Origin of the sequence: Bradyrhizobium sp., from assembly GCF_022844465.1 — a bacterium.
Classification (GTDB): Bacteria; Pseudomonadota; Alphaproteobacteria; order Rhizobiales; family Xanthobacteraceae; genus Bradyrhizobium.
Genome location: NZ_JALHLP010000003.1, coordinates 365,640 through 381,611 on the forward strand (window position 1 = coordinate 365,640; position 15,972 = coordinate 381,611).

The following is a 15,972-nucleotide window of genomic DNA, read 5'->3' on the forward strand; positions in this document are numbered from 1 at the left end:
TCTGCCGCTCGATAATGAAGGACCGGTTGACGCGCCGGCCTTTGGCGTCCGCCAGGTCATCAAAACCGCCACCATCTACTTCACTTTTGGTTTCTTGTTCTTCATAGACTGAACCAATGCTGGCAATCCGGCCCTAAGTAAACCTATCAGCTCACTACCCCTCGCCACATCATCATCTGCTCCGAGTTTTGCAAATCGCTTCTGACACTCTGTAAGGGCGGTATCGAAAATAGATGTGTCAATCGAGCGATCCAGGAGCTTTACCAAGTCTTTGCGCGCGAGTTGCTCTCTACCAACAATCAATCTTGGGACCAAGTAAGCAACATAGAATTTTAGGTTGTTGCGCTCCTTTCTGCTAGCTGTCTTGCCCGCGAGATAGCTTTCCACCTTCCGAACTGTATCAGCGCAAAATGCAAAGAACTTAAGGTCAGCCTTCTCTGGAAAAATCAAACCATAACCATCGACGGTATTGAGAAGTGAACTCGGCCGAGCCCGCGCATCGTTTGGCCTGCCCAATGCGATAGCGATAATCGCTTGCGCTAACTCGTTGATAGAAAATATGTCACGCCTAGGCCTGCCGGCATTCTTGTACTGATTCTTTCTGCGCTCGTAGTACTTGCCACGCGCCTTAAAGAAGCCCTCAATGTCTCGGTGCAGCCGTTCGGTCGCACGCAACTGCGACGGCCCAATGGGCGTTTGTCTGTTTGTCGCTCTAATTATTCGGTCACGAACTATCTCATCGGTTGATTTTATCACCCTCACAAGGACATTCCGCTTGTCGGAAATCTTGTCCTGGGGGTGAAAGTGCTGCCAGATCTTATTCGCAGTTTGCAAACCATTGACTATCAACGGCCTGTCTAACGAAAATTCGCGCTGCGTGTGCGGCTGAACCTCATCACAAAGGATTGTAATTCCGTTATTGAGCCACCAGAAATCAACATTGTCGGAAGCCTGACTGAGCGTCTCAGCGATCTCTCTATTAACTCCCGCGTCGCCTTCAAAGTCTCTCACATTTTCTTCAAAGATCGAGGCAAGGAGCTTCTTGTCGTCATCAGTAATAAGCCGAAAGAATTCACCTAGCTGCACTAATCCAACCCATCCTTCGCTTGCGCCGTCAGACGCGGGAGGCGCGACGAAGGACATCTTCTTGTTTATGAATCTCGAGCGGTTAGCAAGATCAATAAGCTCCCTAGCTCCCAAGAGCTTAACGCTCGAACCAGATTTGAAGTATCCGGCCTTAAAGAATTCAACGATCGCTTCACCGTCCGTACTAATCTTGGCGTTGGCCGTCGCTCTATCGCCCTTGCTAGCGAAAATGACATCGAACTGAACTGTAGGATTTCTGCCCTGCATTCCGAGATAGATCGCACGAAACAGGTCAGCTTGAGCCACCAAGGCCGCGTTATAGCTCTTCTTCAATTGTGGAATCTTCTTATCCAGATTGAATAGATCGCAGACAGAGGTTCGCATTTTGGCAAACGAATTTTCCGAAAACGAAGGGCTATTCTTTGACTGCTGAATTATAACTCGGATGCTTGCGTTTCGCCGCGCACTCGAAGGATCAAAGTCTTTCTTTTCCCGAATTAGAATGCCGTCCACGAGCACGTAGACAGCGTCGATCTGCCCATCGTTTTCACCGTCGACGATGCCAGACTCAATGTCATCCCAATCCAACCCGCTGTCGCGGGTCGTGAGATCTGAAACGAACAGTTCAAAAAAATCGTCAACCTTAAGATTTGGATCGGTCTGCTTTCTTGCCTCTTCGACTATGTGGTCGATAATCTGAATTAGCGATGACATGCGAGCGCCCACCTTTCCTTTACAATCTTTGCGAGCATAACTGTAAAGATCGGTTTTTCTAGCCCTTATTGCGGCGTGGCCAAGTATAGGTTGAAATTATAAGGCGAGGGATGCTCCATGCCCATCCAGCCCTTCCCTCCCCTTCAGGCATCAAGGCCCCCGCCGCTCTCCTTTGCCACCCGCGCGGGCGACATCTTGTTCATCTCCCGCATCCCCGGCTTCGACGCCCATGGCGCGCTGCTTGACAGCTTCGAGGCTCAGTTCGCCAATGTCTTCGCCAACATCAGGCGCGTACCGGATGAGGCCGGCGGCTCGTTCCACGATCCCGTCAAGCTCAACGTGCTGCTGACGCGGAACGCCAAGGTCAGCGTGTGTCTGGATGCGGAAAAGACAAAGGAGAATAATCGGGCGTTGTCAGGAAGTCTCCTCGTTCTCGGGCAACTACCAGAAAGCGCAAAGCTAGTCGCGAGCCGCATTTATCACAGGATGGGGTTGCCGACCCACTAGAGAGCCACTTATACTTGAATGTACTTGAACGCCCCGTTTCGTTTATTTTCAGCGCAACACGTTTCGCCCGATTCAATCAAAGACGAGTAAGCATGCATCCTCATCTCACCAAAATCTCAGAGGAGGTCGAGAGTGGCAAGACTCCCGCACCGGTCACCACGCGGGAATTCCTCTCCTGGTTTGGCGCACAAAGACGAGGGCATTACATCGTTCGATACATCCGACGCGAGTTAAAGAAGGCCAGACTACGAACGATGCCCGACTTCGAATCCAACTATATCGACGCACCGCTGCAACTGACGGGGGCGCACGACAGCGAAGACGATACTATATCGACGCAACCCGAAACAGTCGAAGTACCTGCCGTTGAGGGGGATGACGTTTCCATCGACATGCCGGCGGCAAATTCTGACTGGGTTCGAAGAGATCCCACTTATCGATTGAGCAAGTTAGGACCAGCGAACCAAAAGGTGATAAGCGTAACGCCAAATGGTACGTTAGAAGAGGTGGTCGGTATTTTGCTATTGAAGAATTTCTCTCAGCTGCCGGTCATGACCAACGAGCGCGAAGTGAAAGGCGTCATAACTTGGGCATCGATAGGCTCCCGATTGGCTCTTTCAAGGCCGCCAGGGAGTTGGGCTCGCGACTTCATGGAGCCACATCACGAAATACGGAGCACCTTTTCCATTTTTGACGCGATTCCTGTTGTTGTCCACCACCAATACGTATTGGTTCGAGGCGACGACAATAGGATTACTGGCATAATCACAGCGAGTGATCTCAGTGGGCAATTTCGGCTGCTTGCGGAGCCTTTTCTTTTGTTGGGAGAGATTGAGAATCTTCTGCGGGGACTAATCGCCGACCGCTTCTCTGCTAGCGATTTAACTGACGTCCGCGATCCAAGCGATAGTGCGCGACAAATTCATGGACCAGATGATCTCGCATTTGGTGAATACCAGCGATTGTTGGAAAAGCCGGATCGGTGGAAGCAATTTGGTCTTGCGATCGACCGAGTTAGTTTCTGCAGGGATTTGGATAACATACGACGAATTCGCAATGATGTTATGCACTTTGATCCGGAGGGAGTGCTTCAAGTGGAACTTGATAGCTTGAGGGATTTCAAAACATTTCTAGGTCAAGTTCAAAGCATCATTTCACCTAGAAGATAAGGCGGTTTTTGGCACTCAAAGTTGATTGCTCTACTGGCTGGGACCTTCAGTCTTGCTATGGCGCCCGAGATAAAACTCATGATTCAACACTTCCCTCCCCCGTCAGGCATCAAAGCCCCGCCGCTCTCCTTCGCAACCCGCGCGGGCGATCTCCTGTTCATCTCCGGCATCCCCGGCTTCGACGCCGACGGCGCGCTGCCAGAAACGTTCGAGGCGCAGTTCGCCAATGTCGTCACCAACATCAAGCGCGTGCTTGATGAGGCGAGCTCCTCGTTCCGCGATCTCGTCAAGCTCAACGTGCTGCTGACGCGCAGCGCCGATGTCGCGACGATGAACGCGCTCTATGCCGGCGCGTTCGGGCCGGCGCCCTATCCGGCGCGCACCACCTGCGTGGTGCAGGCGCTGCCCGATCCGAAAATGCTGATCGAGATCGAGGGCGTGGCGGCGCTGAAGGGGTAAACCGTTCCCCGTCATTCCGGGGCGATGCGGAGCATCGAACCCGGAATCCTCTCACCGCAGGCGCAGGCAGCGCCATGGATTCCGGGCTCATCGCTGCGCGATGCCCCGGAATGACGGGGCTGCGGGAACCGCTGGCGGGACCACCGCGATTTCCCAACGCTTGAAGCAAGCGCGTTCCCGCGTATATGCTCGCCGGCTCTGACGCAAGCGCGAGTGAGGTTCAGGATGGCCGGAACGGACACCTTCATCTTTCGGGCGGCGCTGCAAGGCAAAGCGTCGATCTACCGGGACATCGAGATCGATTCTGCAAAGTCGCTGTACGTGTTGGCCAAAGCTATCCTCTCCTCGTTCGATTTCGACTTCGATCACGCCTTCGGCTTTTATACCGGGCTCACGCCGGCGAAGATGCACAGGACATTTCCCAAATACGAGTTGTTCGCGGATATCGGCGAGGCCGATCCTGGGGTGCTCAGCGTCAAGAAAACCAAAGCGTGGCAAGCGTTTCCCGAAGTCGGGCATACGATGCTGTTTCTGTTCGACTATGGCGATGAGTGGCTGTTCCGGGTCACCTTGCGCAACATCGGAAAGAAAAGCGCCGGGGTTCGGCTTCCACGCATCGTCGCAACGCATGGCGAGGCTCCTGCGCAGTATCCTGCCTATGATGACGACCCTGACGACCGGCCGAAGTTTGGAGTGAATCCGCTCACGGGCGAAAAAATATGGTTTGAAAAATAGCGGGGTCGATCAGCTACTCGTCCGCCGCAGCTCGAAGGGGCGAAGGCGGAAGCGTACCCCCGCTTCGTCATCGGAAAGACGGTGGGTTACGCTTCGCTAACCCACCCTACGGACTGCGGGCTGCGTCGCTGCGCTCGCAATGACGAAGTTGGGGGTACGGGTGCGACACGGTAACGCGACGGGCAAATCACGCAAAACGTGTCCAGTCCTCGCGCGAAAATATTCCCCCTTCCGTCGTCGGGCAAATCAGCTTTATGAATCCGCCCGTCTCACCCGATGAGAGGGGCGTGCGCACGTCACGAACGCGCGGTGGGATGCGGTGGACGCCGAGGTCAAAGAGACGATGTTGACCGAGGCGTACGGCGAAGTCGTGTGGTCCTGACGCCGCGGTGCTGGCGTCAAGTCGGCGGAGCGCAACGGTTCAAATGGATCGATGCGCGGTTCCCCGCTGGCGACGGTGGCAAAACAGCCGTTCACCGGGGAGATCACGTTATAAGCCGTCAACCCACTGCGCAGGGAAGGCCGGATGCTCTCCGCTGGACCTGTATGCTCGTGTGCGCATTCTTCTGTGCACATGCACACGAGACCGCGGGTGCAGCGCGCACCCGGTCTTCCCTGCGCCCTCTCGATTCAGAGGGCCGACGAAGATGCAAACCTCGGGCGAAACATGCCGCGAGATCGCGAACGCATATTCAGTCGTCATCACCCGTTCCGTCGTCATCATCCGGAAAGCGGGTGATCCAGTATTCCAGAGACAGCCATGATTGAATCGAGAAGCCGCGGCGTACTGGATCGCCCGGTCAAGCCGGGCGATGACGACTTTGTCTGGAGATTCTGGATTGCCTCGCATCGTCACGCGCGCATTCGCCCGACCCGTTGGCTCCCCTCAACCGTTGCAAACTCGCAATGCCGACCGGGAACTACTGCAGCGTGATCGCAAGGCCGCTCAGGTCCGCGTTCGCCATCAATCCCACCTGATGCCCGCTCAGTTCCAGCACCGCGCCCTTCTGGTTGGTCAGCACGATGGCGCGCGCGCCGCGGCCGACCGCGATCCCCGCACCGGCGGCGCCGTAGACGCCGGCGACGTCGGACGGACGGTAGATGTTGCTGACGCGGCCGCGCAGCACCGTCTTCGAGCCGCCGAATACCAGGCCGTAATCGATGCCGCCGGTCGAGAGCGGATAGCGCCGGCCGCGGAAGGTCAGCACGCCGGTGCCGCCGGAGCCGCCGATGATCCAGCCCGCCTTGTAGATCGTGAGCTGCACGAAGCCCTCGTCGGCGCGCGCGGCGCTTGTGAAGGCGACGCTGGCCAGCGCGGCCAGCGCCAGCACGGCGATACGGATGGCGTGCGAGATCTTCATCATGCGGTCTCCCGGAAAAATTGGTGATGCGGCGACGCGTGACGCGGGCGTCGCGGCGCAACGCGAGTCGCGCCGGTATGATTGTAACCGATCGGCCGATCAGGAACAGCGCATTCGTACGCTCCGGGTTCCCCACGGAGCAGCACATCACCATCAACGCGACATAGTTTCATCAAACTCCGGCGGACAAAATTTCGCCGTTGCGAACGCGTGCTTGTTGATCGCAGCGATCATTGCCGCTAAAGAAGTTGCGTCCGAAGGCACGGGCAGGAAAATGAACGGCCCTGTGAACTACATTGCGTTCATCGGGACCGTGTCGCGCCATGCTACCGTTCTGCGAGTTCCTCCTGTTGCTCGGAGGTCGATCAAGGCAAATGTTCATGCTGCAAATGTTCATGCTTCCCGGGATCGAGGAGACCATCATACCGGCAACGAAGGCGCAGATCGCCTGCGATCGCGATCGCCTCGTGTCCGGAGCTATCGGCGGGTCGTGAGCGCGCGCGCCGTTGCCTTTCCAGCGGAGGCAACGGCGCGCCGGCGGGGGTCACTCCCCGCCCTGACCACCTTGTGTCATCCGGCCCGCTTGCTATCCTCCGCCAAAATCAAAAGCAGAGGAAGCGCCGCATGCCCCTTCTCCAGAACCACATTGCCGTCGTCACCGGCGCCGGCTCCGGCATCGGGCGTGCAATCGCCGCAGGCTACGCCCGCGAGGGCGCGCGGCTGGTGCTGCTCGACCTCGACGAGAACACCGCGGCGGAAGCGGCCAGGGAAATCCGCGACGCCGGCGGCAAGGCGGATAGTTTCGCGCTCGACGTCGCCCGCCGCGAGGACTGCGTCGCGATGGCAAAGCGCATCGCCGACAAGGTCGGGCAGGTCTCGATCCTGGTCAACAACGCCGGCATCGTCCGCCGCAACGGCATGCTGGGTGCGGCCGCCGACGTCATCAAGGACTGGGAAGACATCATCGCCATCAACCTCACCGGCGTGTTCAACGTGACCCATGCGTTGCTGGAACCGTTGCGCGCCAGCAAGGGGCGCATCGTCAATATCGGTTCGATCCAGTCCTTCGTGCATGTGCGCACGCCAAGCTCGCCGGCCTACACCGCCTCCAAGCACGGCGTGCTCGGCTTCACCAAGGCGCTCGCCGCCGAACTCGGCAAGGAAGGCGTGCGCGTCAACGCGATCGGCCCCGGCTTCATCGCCACCGCCATCAACGCCAAGGCCCGCGCAAGCAATCCGGAACTGGTCAAGACCTTCATCGACCACACCCCGCTCGGCCGCGCCGGCACCGCGGAAGACATCGTCGGCCCCGCGATCTTCCTCGCCTCTGATCTGTCGGCCTACGTTTCCGGCTCGATCGTGATGGTGGACGGCGGCTACCGGGCGGTATGAGCGCCATGTCCACCGCGCCGCATTTCGACATCGACGTATCAAGCTTCTGGGCCGATCCCTATCCCGATCTGGCCAGGATGCGGAAGGAGGCGCCGATCGCCTTCGTGCCGCAGCTCGGCTCGACGGTGTTTACCCGGCGCGACGACATCTTCAGCCAGGAGAAGCGCATCGACGTGTTCTCCTCGCACCAGCCGAACGGGCTGATGAACGTGCTGATGGGCCACAACATGATGCGCAAGGACGGCGAGGCGCACATGGCGGAGCGGCAGGCGATGTTCCCGGCGGTGTCGCCGCGCACGGTGCGCGACATTTGGGTCCGCCAGTTCAAGGCCCATGGCGACCGCATCCTCGACGAGCTCGCGCCGCAAGGCCGCGCCGACCTCTGCAAGGCGTTCGCGCTGCCGCTTTCGGCGGAATGCCTGAAGGACGTCACCGGCCTGACCAACATGCGCTTTGCCGACATGGATGCGTGGTCGCAGGCGATGATCGATGGCATCGCCAACTACACCGGCAACAAGGAGATCGAAGCGCGCTGCCATGCCGCCACCGCCGGCATCGACGCCGCGATCGACGACATGGTGCCGGTGCTGAAAAAACACCCGAACAGCTCGATCCTCAGCGTGCTGCTGGCGGCCGGGCAGAACATGGACAGTGTCCGCGCCAACATCAAGCTGGCGATCTCGGGCGGCCAGAACGAGCCGCGCGACGCCATCTCGGGCGCGATCTGGGCGCTCTTGACCCATCTGGATCAGCTTGCGCTGATCCAGAGCGGCAAGGCGACATGGCTCGACGCCTTCGAGGAATATGCGCGCTGGATCGCGCCGATCGGCATGTCGCCGCGCCGCGTCGCCAGGCCGTGGTCGTATGGCGGCGTCGATTTCGCGCCCGAGGACCGCGTGTTCTTCATGTTCGGCTCGGCCAACCGCGACGAGGCCTGTTTCAGCGCGCCCGACCGGTTCGACGTCACCCGCGACACCCAGAAGAGCATCGCCTTCGGCGCCGGCCCGCATTACTGCGCCGGCGCCTTTGCCTCCCGCGCCATGGTCGCCGACGTCGCGTTGCCGGGCGCGTTCGCGCGGCTGAAAGGCTTGCGGCTGGACGCGCGCGAGCCGGTGCGGATCGGCGGCTGGGCGTTTCGCGGCCTGCTCAACCTGCCGGTCGAATGGGATGCGCCCTAGCCGTCGTGCAACAGGCGCATGCGGCGGAAGCTCCAAAGCATCGCGCGATACCAGAAGTAGCCGGCCAGCGCGCCGCAGATCGAAAGAATGACGACATGGGCCGGATCGTAAATGCCGCTCCACCACAACATCCCGCCGACCCAGAAAATCGTGAAGGCAATACTGCCCAGTTTCAACCGACTGACCTGATCCATGACACCTCTCCGATGGCTGACAAGTCGCGCCATCATGGGCGGCGACGGGCTCCCTCACCGTGACATGCGTCACGCCGCCGGCGGAACCGGCAAGTCACCCGAACCGCGCCCTCGAGCGCTCCCTCGCCTTTTCGGCCTCGACCTCGCGGTCGCGCGCCGGCGCGTGGGTCTGCAGCGAGGCCAGCAGGCGCCGCGCGCTGTCGGAGACTTCGGACACCGCGCGGTTGAACGCCTCGGCGTTCGCCTGCGATGGCGAATTGAATCCGGACAGCTTGCGCACGAATTGCAGCGCCGAGGCGTGGATTTCCGCAGGCGTTGCCGGCGGATCGAAATTGAACAAGGTCTTGATGTTGCGGCACATGATTCCCTCCGGCGCGAATTCGAACGGCGGCCCTTGCTCCCGAGGACGAACGGCCGGTGCAATATCCGACGCCCTCGCCTATTCTGCCATGAAAGACACGGCGCGGCATGACCGAGCCATGCACATATCGGAGAACAACCCTTGACCGATTTCAGCGCCGGCGACCTCGCCACCATCTATCCCGCCCCCTCGCCCCGCGTGATCGCCAAGGCGCGGCCGGAGATCGACGTTCACGCCGGCAAGTTCATCGGCATGTCGCCGTTCTGCGTGCTGGCGACATCGGGATCGGACGGCAGCGTCGACGCCTCGCCGCGCGGCGGCAATCCCGGCTTCGTCCATGTCGCCGGGCCGAACCTGCTGCTGATGCCGGACCGTTCCGGCAACAACCGGATCGACAGCTTTCGCAACATTGTCGAGGGATCCGGCCAGGTGCAGCTGATCTTCTTCGTGCCGGGCATCGACGAAACGCTCCGCGTCGGCGGAACCGGCACGCTGTCGGCGGATCCGGAGCTGATCGAATCGATGGTGGAGTTCGGCAAGCCGCCGCGCGCGGTGCTGCGCATCGCGGTCAAGGAGGCCTATTTCCACTGCGGCAAGGCGCTGATGCGGGCGAAGCTGTGGGCGGGCGAGGCTCGGGTCGAGCGCGCGGTGATGCCGAGCATCGGCGAGGTGATTCATGACCAGACCGGCCTCGGCGAGCGGGAAAGCCAGGACCTGATCTATGCGCGCTACCAGACCCAGCTGTGAGTGCGCTAGAACGACTCTGGCAGCGGCATCCGGCGGTGCTTTCACGCACCGCGCTTGAGCCTTGAATTCGCAACATTATCAGCGCTATCGAGCCACCGGCCAATGCAGCCCGATGTCGGGATGGGTGTCATATCGCATCGCAACATGGCCCGATATCCGCCATGATTTTCGTTGATTGAGGCCCGGCCGTTCATTGATCCTTTAAGGCAGATGTGGAACTTTCGCTGCAATCGACCGCCTCCAGGCGGTCTAAGCTCCCGGAGAAAGGTAAGGCCATGAAGAAGACAATACTGGCGCTCGGCGCCGCCGCAGCGCTGGCCGTGGCGATCCCGGCTCCCGCCCAGGCACAGCGCGGGGTCGCCGCCGGCGTCGCCGCGGGATTGCTCGGTGGCGCCATCATCGGCGGCGCGATCGCCTCCCAGAACGGCTATTATCATGGCCCGGGCTATTATGGCCCCGGCTATGGATATGGCGGCCCGGCCTATGTCGTCGATCCCGGTTACGGCCCGCCCTGCTTCTGGCAGAAGCAGCGCTTCTGGGACGGCTATGGCTGGCGCGTTCGCAGCGTCAGGGTCTGCGACTAACCGCCATTCAGCTATATTGAGACTGACGCAAGTCCCGGAAGATCATCGCTTTTTCCGGGACACAGGTGGTTTTTCGCCTGTTGCCGATAATCAGCGCGCCGCGCTCATCGAGCGCAGCACGGCTTCGCTCGGCCAGCAATCGACCTTGAGGCCGGCGGATTTCTGATACGCCCCCAGCGCCGCGCGGGTCTGCATGCCCGCCTTGCCGTCGAGCTTGTCCTTGTAGAGGCCGATCCGCGTCAGGTGACGCTGCATCGCTTCGACATCGCTGGAGCGCAACTGTGTCGAGGCCGACCACGGCGTGGCGAGCGGGAGCGGGCTGATGATGCGGTCGCTGAGATGGCCGACGAACAGCACATAGAGGTCCGAAAAATTGTACTCCTTGATGACGAAGTAGTTTTTGGTGGTGAGGAACGCCGGGCCGTAGATCCCCTCCACCTGCAGCAGCGAGGCCGGTTGCGCCTGTTCGGCAGCGCTCAGCTTTTGTCCGCGCACTGGCACGAAGCCCGCGCGCAGCCATTCGCCGATCGGCCTGGTCACTTCAGGCACGCCCATGGTGCAATCGGCATTGGCGGGCGCCTTGACCTCATAGGCCCAGCGCAGGCCGGGTTGCCAGCCCTTGTTGACAAGCTGCTGCGCCGCGGAAGCCAGCGCGTCCGGAACCGAATTCCAGATGTCCACCTTGCCGTCGCCGTCCATATCGACGCCGTGCTTGTAATATTCGGACGGCAGGAACTGGGTGAGCCCGGTGGCGCCGGCCCAGGAGGCGCGAAAATCCTTGCGCGCCACAGCGCCCTCGCCGAGGAGCTTCAAGGCCTGGATGAATTCGCCGCGGTACTGGTCCTTGCGCCGGCCGACATAGGCCTGCGTCGCCACCACGCGCAGCGTATCGTAAGGCAGCCGGTAGCGGCCATAATCCGTCTCGCGGCCCCAGATCGCGAGCACGACGCTGGCGGGAACGCCGAAGCGCTGTTCGATCTCGCCGAGCGCCGCGCGATGCTTCTGCATCAGTTTCTGCCCCTCGGCCGCCAGCCGCGCGATCGAGGATTCCCTGACATAGTCGGCCGGCACCTGAACGAACTCGGCCTGCGCCGGCGCGCCGGTGGCGGGCCGGCCCGGCAGCAGCAAATCGGGCAGCTTGTAATCCGGCTCCAACCCGCGGGTCTCGGCGTCGAACGTCGCGCGCGACACGCCGGCCGCCTGCGCCTCCGGCCACAGCGAGGCGATGAACCGCTCGAAAGCGGCATCGGCGGCGCGGGCGGCCGGCGATGGCAGCGCCAGCGCCAACAACAGGCCGATCGCCAACGCGCCAAAACCCTTCATCGCGAATCCACGTGGCGAATCCGCCCGCTCAATGCGCCGCCGGGTGTTTGGCTGTTTCAATCGAATCCTGGGAAAGCTTGTCGACATAAGCGATGCCGATGGCCGACAGGATGAACACGGTGTGGATGATGGTCTGCCACATCACGCCGGTTTCGGTGTAGGTGCTCTTGCCCGACGCGAGCGCACCGGCCTCGATGAAGGTGCGCAGCAGATGGATCGAGGAAATGCCGATGATGGCCATCGCCAGCTTGATCTTGAGCACGCTGGCGTTGACGTGACTGAGCCACTCCGGCTCGTCCGGGTGGCCCTGCAAATTGAGGCGGGAGACGAAGGTCTCGTAACCGCCGACGATCACCATCACCAAGAGGTTGGAGATCATGACAACGTCGATCAGGCCGAGCACCGCCAACATGATCTGCTGCTCGCTGAAATCGAAGGCATGGGCAAACAGGTGCCACAGTTCCTTGACGAACAGCACCACATAGACGCCTTGCGCGACGATCAGGCCGACATAGAGCGGCAATTGCAGCCAGCGCGAGCCGAAGATCAGCATCGGAATCGGCCGCAACATTTTTCGCTTACCTTTGGGCGGCAAGGGGGTTTCGGGAGTAAGGGACATAGGATGGACTTTCTGTGCGCGACTCAATGTTGGCAGCGCGACTACTCTAGCACCCGGATATGGCACATTCCGGACGCCCCGGGGCGCAGTGGAAAAATTGGCGCGGACACGACGCAAAGGTCCATTCGATTGTTCTCAGGGAACGGTGCGAACAAAACCCGCCCTCACCGCGTCAGCTTTTTGTACTTCACCCGGTGCGGAATGATGCTGTCCTGGCCGAGGCGCCGCATCTTGTCCTTCTCGTAGTCCTGGAAGTTGCCTTCGAACCACTCGACATGGCTGTCGCCTTCGAACGCCAGGATGTGGGTGGCGATGCGGTCGAGGAACCAGCGATCGTGGCTGATGATGACGGCGCAGCCGGCGAAATCCTCCAGCGCCTCTTCCAGCGCGCGCAGCGTATCGACGTCGAGGTCGTTGGTCGGTTCGTCGAGCAGCAGCACGTTGGCGCCGGACTTGAGCATCTTGGCCAGATGCACGCGGTTGCGCTCGCCGCCCGACAGGGAGCCTACCTTCTTCTGCTGGTCGGCGCCCTTGAAATTGAACGAGGAGCAATAGCCGCGCGAATTGACTTCGCGCTTGCCGAGCAGGATCAGTTCATTGCCGCCTGAAATCTCCTCCCAGACGTTCTTCTTGCCGTCCAGATCGTCGCGCGACTGGTCGACGTAACCGAGATGCACGCTTTCGCCGATGGTGATGGTGCCCTTGTCCGGCTTCTCCTGCCCGGTGATCATCCGGAACAGCGTGGTCTTGCCGGCGCCGTTGGGGCCGATCACGCCGACGATGCCGCCTGGCGGCAGCTTGAAGGTGAGGTTCTCGATCAGCAGGCGATCGCCGAAGCTCTTGTAGAGGCCTTCGAAATCGACAACGTTCTGGCCGAGGCGCTCGGCCACGGGAATCGTGATCTGGGCGGTCTGGGCCTGCTTCTCGCTCGCCTGCTTCAGCAGATCCTCATAGCGCTGGTAGCGGGCCTTGGACTTGGCCTGGCGCGCTTTGGGAGACGACGCGATCCATTCCTGCTCGCGGGCCAGCGTTTTCAGATGCGCGGCGTCCTCGCGGCCTTCCTGCTCCAGACGCTTCTGCTTCTGCACCAGCCAGGAGGAGTAATTGCCCTCATAGGGAATGCCCTTGCCGCGATCGAGTTCGAGGATCCAGCCGGTCACATTGTCGAGGAAGTAGCGGTCATGGGTCACGATCAGGATCGCGCCGGGATAGTTGCGCAGATGGCCCTCCAGCCATGACACCGATTCGGCGTCGAGATGGTTGGTCGGTTCGTCCAGCAGCAGCAGTTCCGGCTGGTCGAGCAGCAACTTGCACAGCGCAACGCGGCGGCGTTCGCCGCCGGAGAGCTTGGTGACGTCGGAATCATCGGGCGGACAGCGCAGCGCGTCCATCGCCTGGTCGACCTTGCTGTCGAGATCCCAGAGGCCGGCAGCCTCGATCTGGTCCTGCAGCTTCGTCATCTCGTCGGCGGTCTCTTCCGAATAGTTCATCGCCAGTTCGTTGTAGCGATCGAGGATCGCCTTCTGCTTGGCGACCCCCTCCATGACGTTTTCACGCACCGACTTGGTGGCGTCGAGCTGCGGCTCCTGCTCGAGGTAGCCGACGCGGGCGCCTTCGGCGACCCAGGCCTCACCATTATACTCCGTGTCGATGCCGGCCATGATCCGCAGCAGCGTCGACTTGCCGGAGCCGTTGACGCCGAGCACGCCGATCTTGGCGTCGGGGTAGAACGACAGATGGACGTTATCGAGCACCTTTCGGGTCGGGTAGCTCTTGGTCAGACCCTTCATGAAATAGACGAACTGGCGAGCCATCGCGATCCCTTGGAAACTGTTGGATTATGAGGAAATTTGCTGCCGCTGATGTAGCGGCGCGGCCGCGAAAGGGCAACCGCGGGAAGGCTTTTTCCATCCGCTCGCCGCGGCTGAATACGGGCTGGACACCATGTGTGCAGCGGATCACGGCAATTGAAACGATCTTTTAATAAATCGGGCCAAAACTGGTATCCGGCGCCGAAAAAGGCGCTCATGCGGCCAGCCGCCGCGAGAAAACAAGGCCCCGCGTCATGGCTACGATCAGTTCGGCATCCCTCCACGCCCCGGCGAGCAGCCGCGACGGATTGGCAAGACCCTTGGCAGACCTCCGCGCCGCCTGGCGCCAGTTCATCGCCAAAGCGTTCAACCCCTACCGCCCGGAACTGCATTATATGCGCGGCCCGGGCCCGGCCTGGCGCGCCAAGCATCTAGGTCAATCGAACGCAGCTCCCCGCTGACTTGAGGCAAGCCAGCATTCGAGTCCGCTTGCGCCCTTCCTGATTGCGCGCAACGATGGCAAGCTTTCCCGACGGTCGATCCGCCGTCACCCTCGCCATCGACGGACCATCCAATGACGCGGCTGCGCTGTGCAATCCTCGACGACTATCTCAATCTCGCCCTGAAGGTGACGGACTGGTCCGGCGTTTCCGACCGCATCGACATCACGGTCTTCAACCAGCCATTTGCGACGGCTGAGGCGGCGGCCGACACGCTCGGGGATTTCGAGATCATCTGCGCGATGCGCGAACGCACGCCGTTCCCGCGCGCCCTGTTCGCCGCCCTGCCCAACCTGAAGCTCTTGATCACCTCGGGCATGCGCAATGCCGCCATCGACATGGAAGCCGCCAAGGACCACAATGTGGTGCTGTGCGGCACGCAATGGGGCCGGGATCCCACCGCGCCCCTGACCATGGGCCTTATCCTTGAGCTGACCCGCAACATCGGCCGCGAAAGCGCCCGCATGCACGCCGGCGAGCCGTTGCAGAAATTCGTCGGGATCGAGATCGAGGGCCGGACGCTGGGCGTGATCGGCCTCGGCAAGCTCGGCACCAAGGTTTCAAGACTGGCGCAGGCTTTTGGCATGAACGTGATCGCCTGGAGCCCGAACCTGACGCCGGAAAAGTGCAGGGAAGTCGGGGTCGGCTATGCCAGCAAGGACGAGTTGTTCGCGACCGCAGATATCGTCACCATCCATGTGGTGCTGAGCCAGCGCTCGCGTGGGCTGGTCGGCGCCGCCGAGCTGGCGCGGATGAAGCCCACCGCCTACCTCGTCAACACCGCGCGTGGGCCGATCGTCGACGAGGATGCGCTCCTAGAGACCCTTCGCGCGCGCAAGATCGCAGGCGCCGGGGTCGATGTGTTCTCGGTCGAGCCGCTGCCGGTCGATCATCCGTTTCGCAAGCTCGACAATATCGTGCTGACGCCGCATCTGGGCTATGTGACCGAGGAAGGTTTTCGAAATCACTATCGCCAGATGGTCGAGGGCATCGACGCCTGGTTCAGGGGCGAACCGAAGCAGCGACTGGCGTAAGCGCCTAAAGCATGATCCGGAAAAGTGTGTAGCGGTTTTCCGAAAAGATCATGCTCAAACAAGAAGCTAGAGCGGGATGAGTCGTCCGTGAAGAACATCGAGCTCACGCTGGATTGAGCCGGACGCCGGGGAAGAGTGCAGTTAGGAACAGACGCAGCAAGAGCCTGAGCCACCGGATCAGGCGGCGGAAGTTGTAGC

General features: G+C 60.9%; 17 protein-coding genes. 10 read left to right on the forward strand and 7 right to left on the reverse strand.

What is annotated here, in order from left to right:
* Window positions 1-75: 75 nt before the first annotated feature.
* On the reverse strand, window positions 76-1,800 hold the full coding sequence (locus tag Q0D31_RS09820) for an AIPR family protein (protein WP_291849108.1): 1,725 nt from the start codon (window positions 1,798-1,800) through the stop codon (window positions 76-78).
* A 117-nt stretch (window positions 1,801-1,917) separates the two neighbouring features.
* Here Q0D31_RS09820 and Q0D31_RS09825 point away from each other — a divergent pair, with 117 nt between their 5' ends.
* From Q0D31_RS09825 to Q0D31_RS09840, 4 genes are all read left to right on the forward strand, one after another.
* Entirely contained in the window at window positions 1,918-2,307 is a 390-nt protein-coding gene (locus Q0D31_RS09825) for a hypothetical protein (protein WP_291849112.1), read from the forward strand.
* A 254-nt stretch (window positions 2,308-2,561) separates the two neighbouring features.
* The gene (locus Q0D31_RS09830; RefSeq protein ID WP_291849114.1) at window positions 2,562-3,476 is read left to right on the forward strand and encodes a CBS domain-containing protein; all 915 of its coding nucleotides are present in this window, start codon (window positions 2,562-2,564) and stop codon (window positions 3,474-3,476) included.
* Window positions 3,477-3,554: 78 nt separating this feature from the next.
* Window positions 3,555-3,935, forward strand: coding sequence for a RidA family protein (locus tag Q0D31_RS09835; RefSeq protein ID WP_291849116.1), 381 nt, complete (start codon window positions 3,555-3,557; stop codon window positions 3,933-3,935).
* A gap of 225 nt (window positions 3,936-4,160) precedes the next feature.
* Window positions 4,161-4,670, forward strand: coding sequence for a hypothetical protein (locus Q0D31_RS09840; protein ID WP_291849119.1), 510 nt, complete (start codon window positions 4,161-4,163; stop codon window positions 4,668-4,670).
* 920 nt (window positions 4,671-5,590) lie between these two features.
* Here Q0D31_RS09840 and Q0D31_RS09845 read toward each other — a convergent pair.
* The gene (locus Q0D31_RS09845; protein WP_291849209.1) at window positions 5,591-6,031 is read right to left on the reverse strand and encodes a hypothetical protein; all 441 of its coding nucleotides are present in this window, start codon (window positions 6,029-6,031) and stop codon (window positions 5,591-5,593) included.
* A gap of 624 nt (window positions 6,032-6,655) precedes the next feature.
* Here Q0D31_RS09845 and Q0D31_RS09850 point away from each other — a divergent pair.
* Together Q0D31_RS09850 and Q0D31_RS09855 are read left to right on the forward strand one after the other, a co-directional pair.
* Entirely contained in the window at window positions 6,656-7,423 is a 768-nt protein-coding gene (locus Q0D31_RS09850) for an SDR family oxidoreductase (protein ID WP_291849122.1), read from the forward strand.
* Between the two features lie 5 nt (window positions 7,424-7,428).
* A complete protein-coding gene (locus Q0D31_RS09855; protein ID WP_291849125.1) occupies window positions 7,429-8,601 on the forward strand; it encodes a cytochrome P450 in 1,173 nt (390 codons plus the stop codon).
* Here the strand turns inward: Q0D31_RS09855 and Q0D31_RS09860 are convergent.
* Both Q0D31_RS09860 and Q0D31_RS09865 read right to left on the reverse strand, forming a co-directional pair.
* Window positions 8,598-8,795, reverse strand: coding sequence for a hypothetical protein (locus Q0D31_RS09860; RefSeq protein WP_291849129.1), 198 nt, complete (start codon window positions 8,793-8,795; stop codon window positions 8,598-8,600). The two genes, Q0D31_RS09855 and Q0D31_RS09860, sit on opposite strands and share 4 nt — an antisense overlap.
* Before the next feature lie 94 nt (window positions 8,796-8,889).
* Complete coding sequence (locus tag Q0D31_RS09865; protein WP_291849132.1) at window positions 8,890-9,156, reverse strand: DUF2277 domain-containing protein; 267 nt, start codon at window positions 9,154-9,156, stop codon at window positions 8,890-8,892.
* A gap of 141 nt (window positions 9,157-9,297) precedes the next feature.
* On the opposite strand from Q0D31_RS09865, the gene Q0D31_RS09870 reads away from it, so the two are divergent.
* Both Q0D31_RS09870 and Q0D31_RS09875 read left to right on the forward strand, forming a co-directional pair.
* Entirely contained in the window at window positions 9,298-9,903 is a 606-nt protein-coding gene (locus tag Q0D31_RS09870; RefSeq protein WP_291849135.1) for a pyridoxamine 5'-phosphate oxidase family protein, read from the forward strand.
* 275 nt (window positions 9,904-10,178) lie between these two features.
* Window positions 10,179-10,487 carry a hypothetical protein gene (locus tag Q0D31_RS09875; RefSeq protein ID WP_291849138.1) on the forward strand — a complete coding sequence of 103 codons (309 nt, stop codon included), beginning with the start codon at window positions 10,179-10,181 and terminating at the stop codon, window positions 10,485-10,487.
* 90 nt (window positions 10,488-10,577) lie between these two features.
* Here the strand turns inward: Q0D31_RS09875 and Q0D31_RS09880 are convergent, their stop codons facing one another.
* From Q0D31_RS09880 to ettA, 3 genes are all read right to left on the reverse strand, one after another.
* Window positions 10,578-11,810: a lytic murein transglycosylase gene (locus tag Q0D31_RS09880; protein ID WP_291849141.1), complete on the reverse strand. Its 1,233-nt coding sequence runs from the start codon at window positions 11,808-11,810 to the stop codon at window positions 10,578-10,580.
* A gap of 28 nt (window positions 11,811-11,838) precedes the next feature.
* Entirely contained in the window at window positions 11,839-12,429 is a 591-nt protein-coding gene (locus tag Q0D31_RS09885) for a TIGR00645 family protein (RefSeq protein WP_291849144.1), read from the reverse strand.
* Window positions 12,430-12,593: 164 nt separating this feature from the next.
* Window positions 12,594-14,243 carry an energy-dependent translational throttle protein EttA gene (gene ettA / locus Q0D31_RS09890; RefSeq protein ID WP_291849147.1) on the reverse strand — a complete coding sequence of 550 codons (1,650 nt, stop codon included), beginning with the start codon at window positions 14,241-14,243 and terminating at the stop codon, window positions 12,594-12,596.
* Window positions 14,244-14,494: 251 nt separating this feature from the next.
* On the opposite strand from ettA, the gene Q0D31_RS09895 reads away from it, so the two are divergent.
* Complete coding sequence (locus tag Q0D31_RS09895) at window positions 14,495-14,701, forward strand: hypothetical protein (protein ID WP_291849150.1); 207 nt, start codon at window positions 14,495-14,497, stop codon at window positions 14,699-14,701.
* A 113-nt stretch (window positions 14,702-14,814) separates the two neighbouring features.
* Window positions 14,815-15,774, forward strand: coding sequence for a D-2-hydroxyacid dehydrogenase family protein (locus Q0D31_RS09900; RefSeq protein ID WP_291849153.1), 960 nt, complete (start codon window positions 14,815-14,817; stop codon window positions 15,772-15,774).
* The last annotated feature ends 198 nt before the right edge of the window (window positions 15,775-15,972 follow it).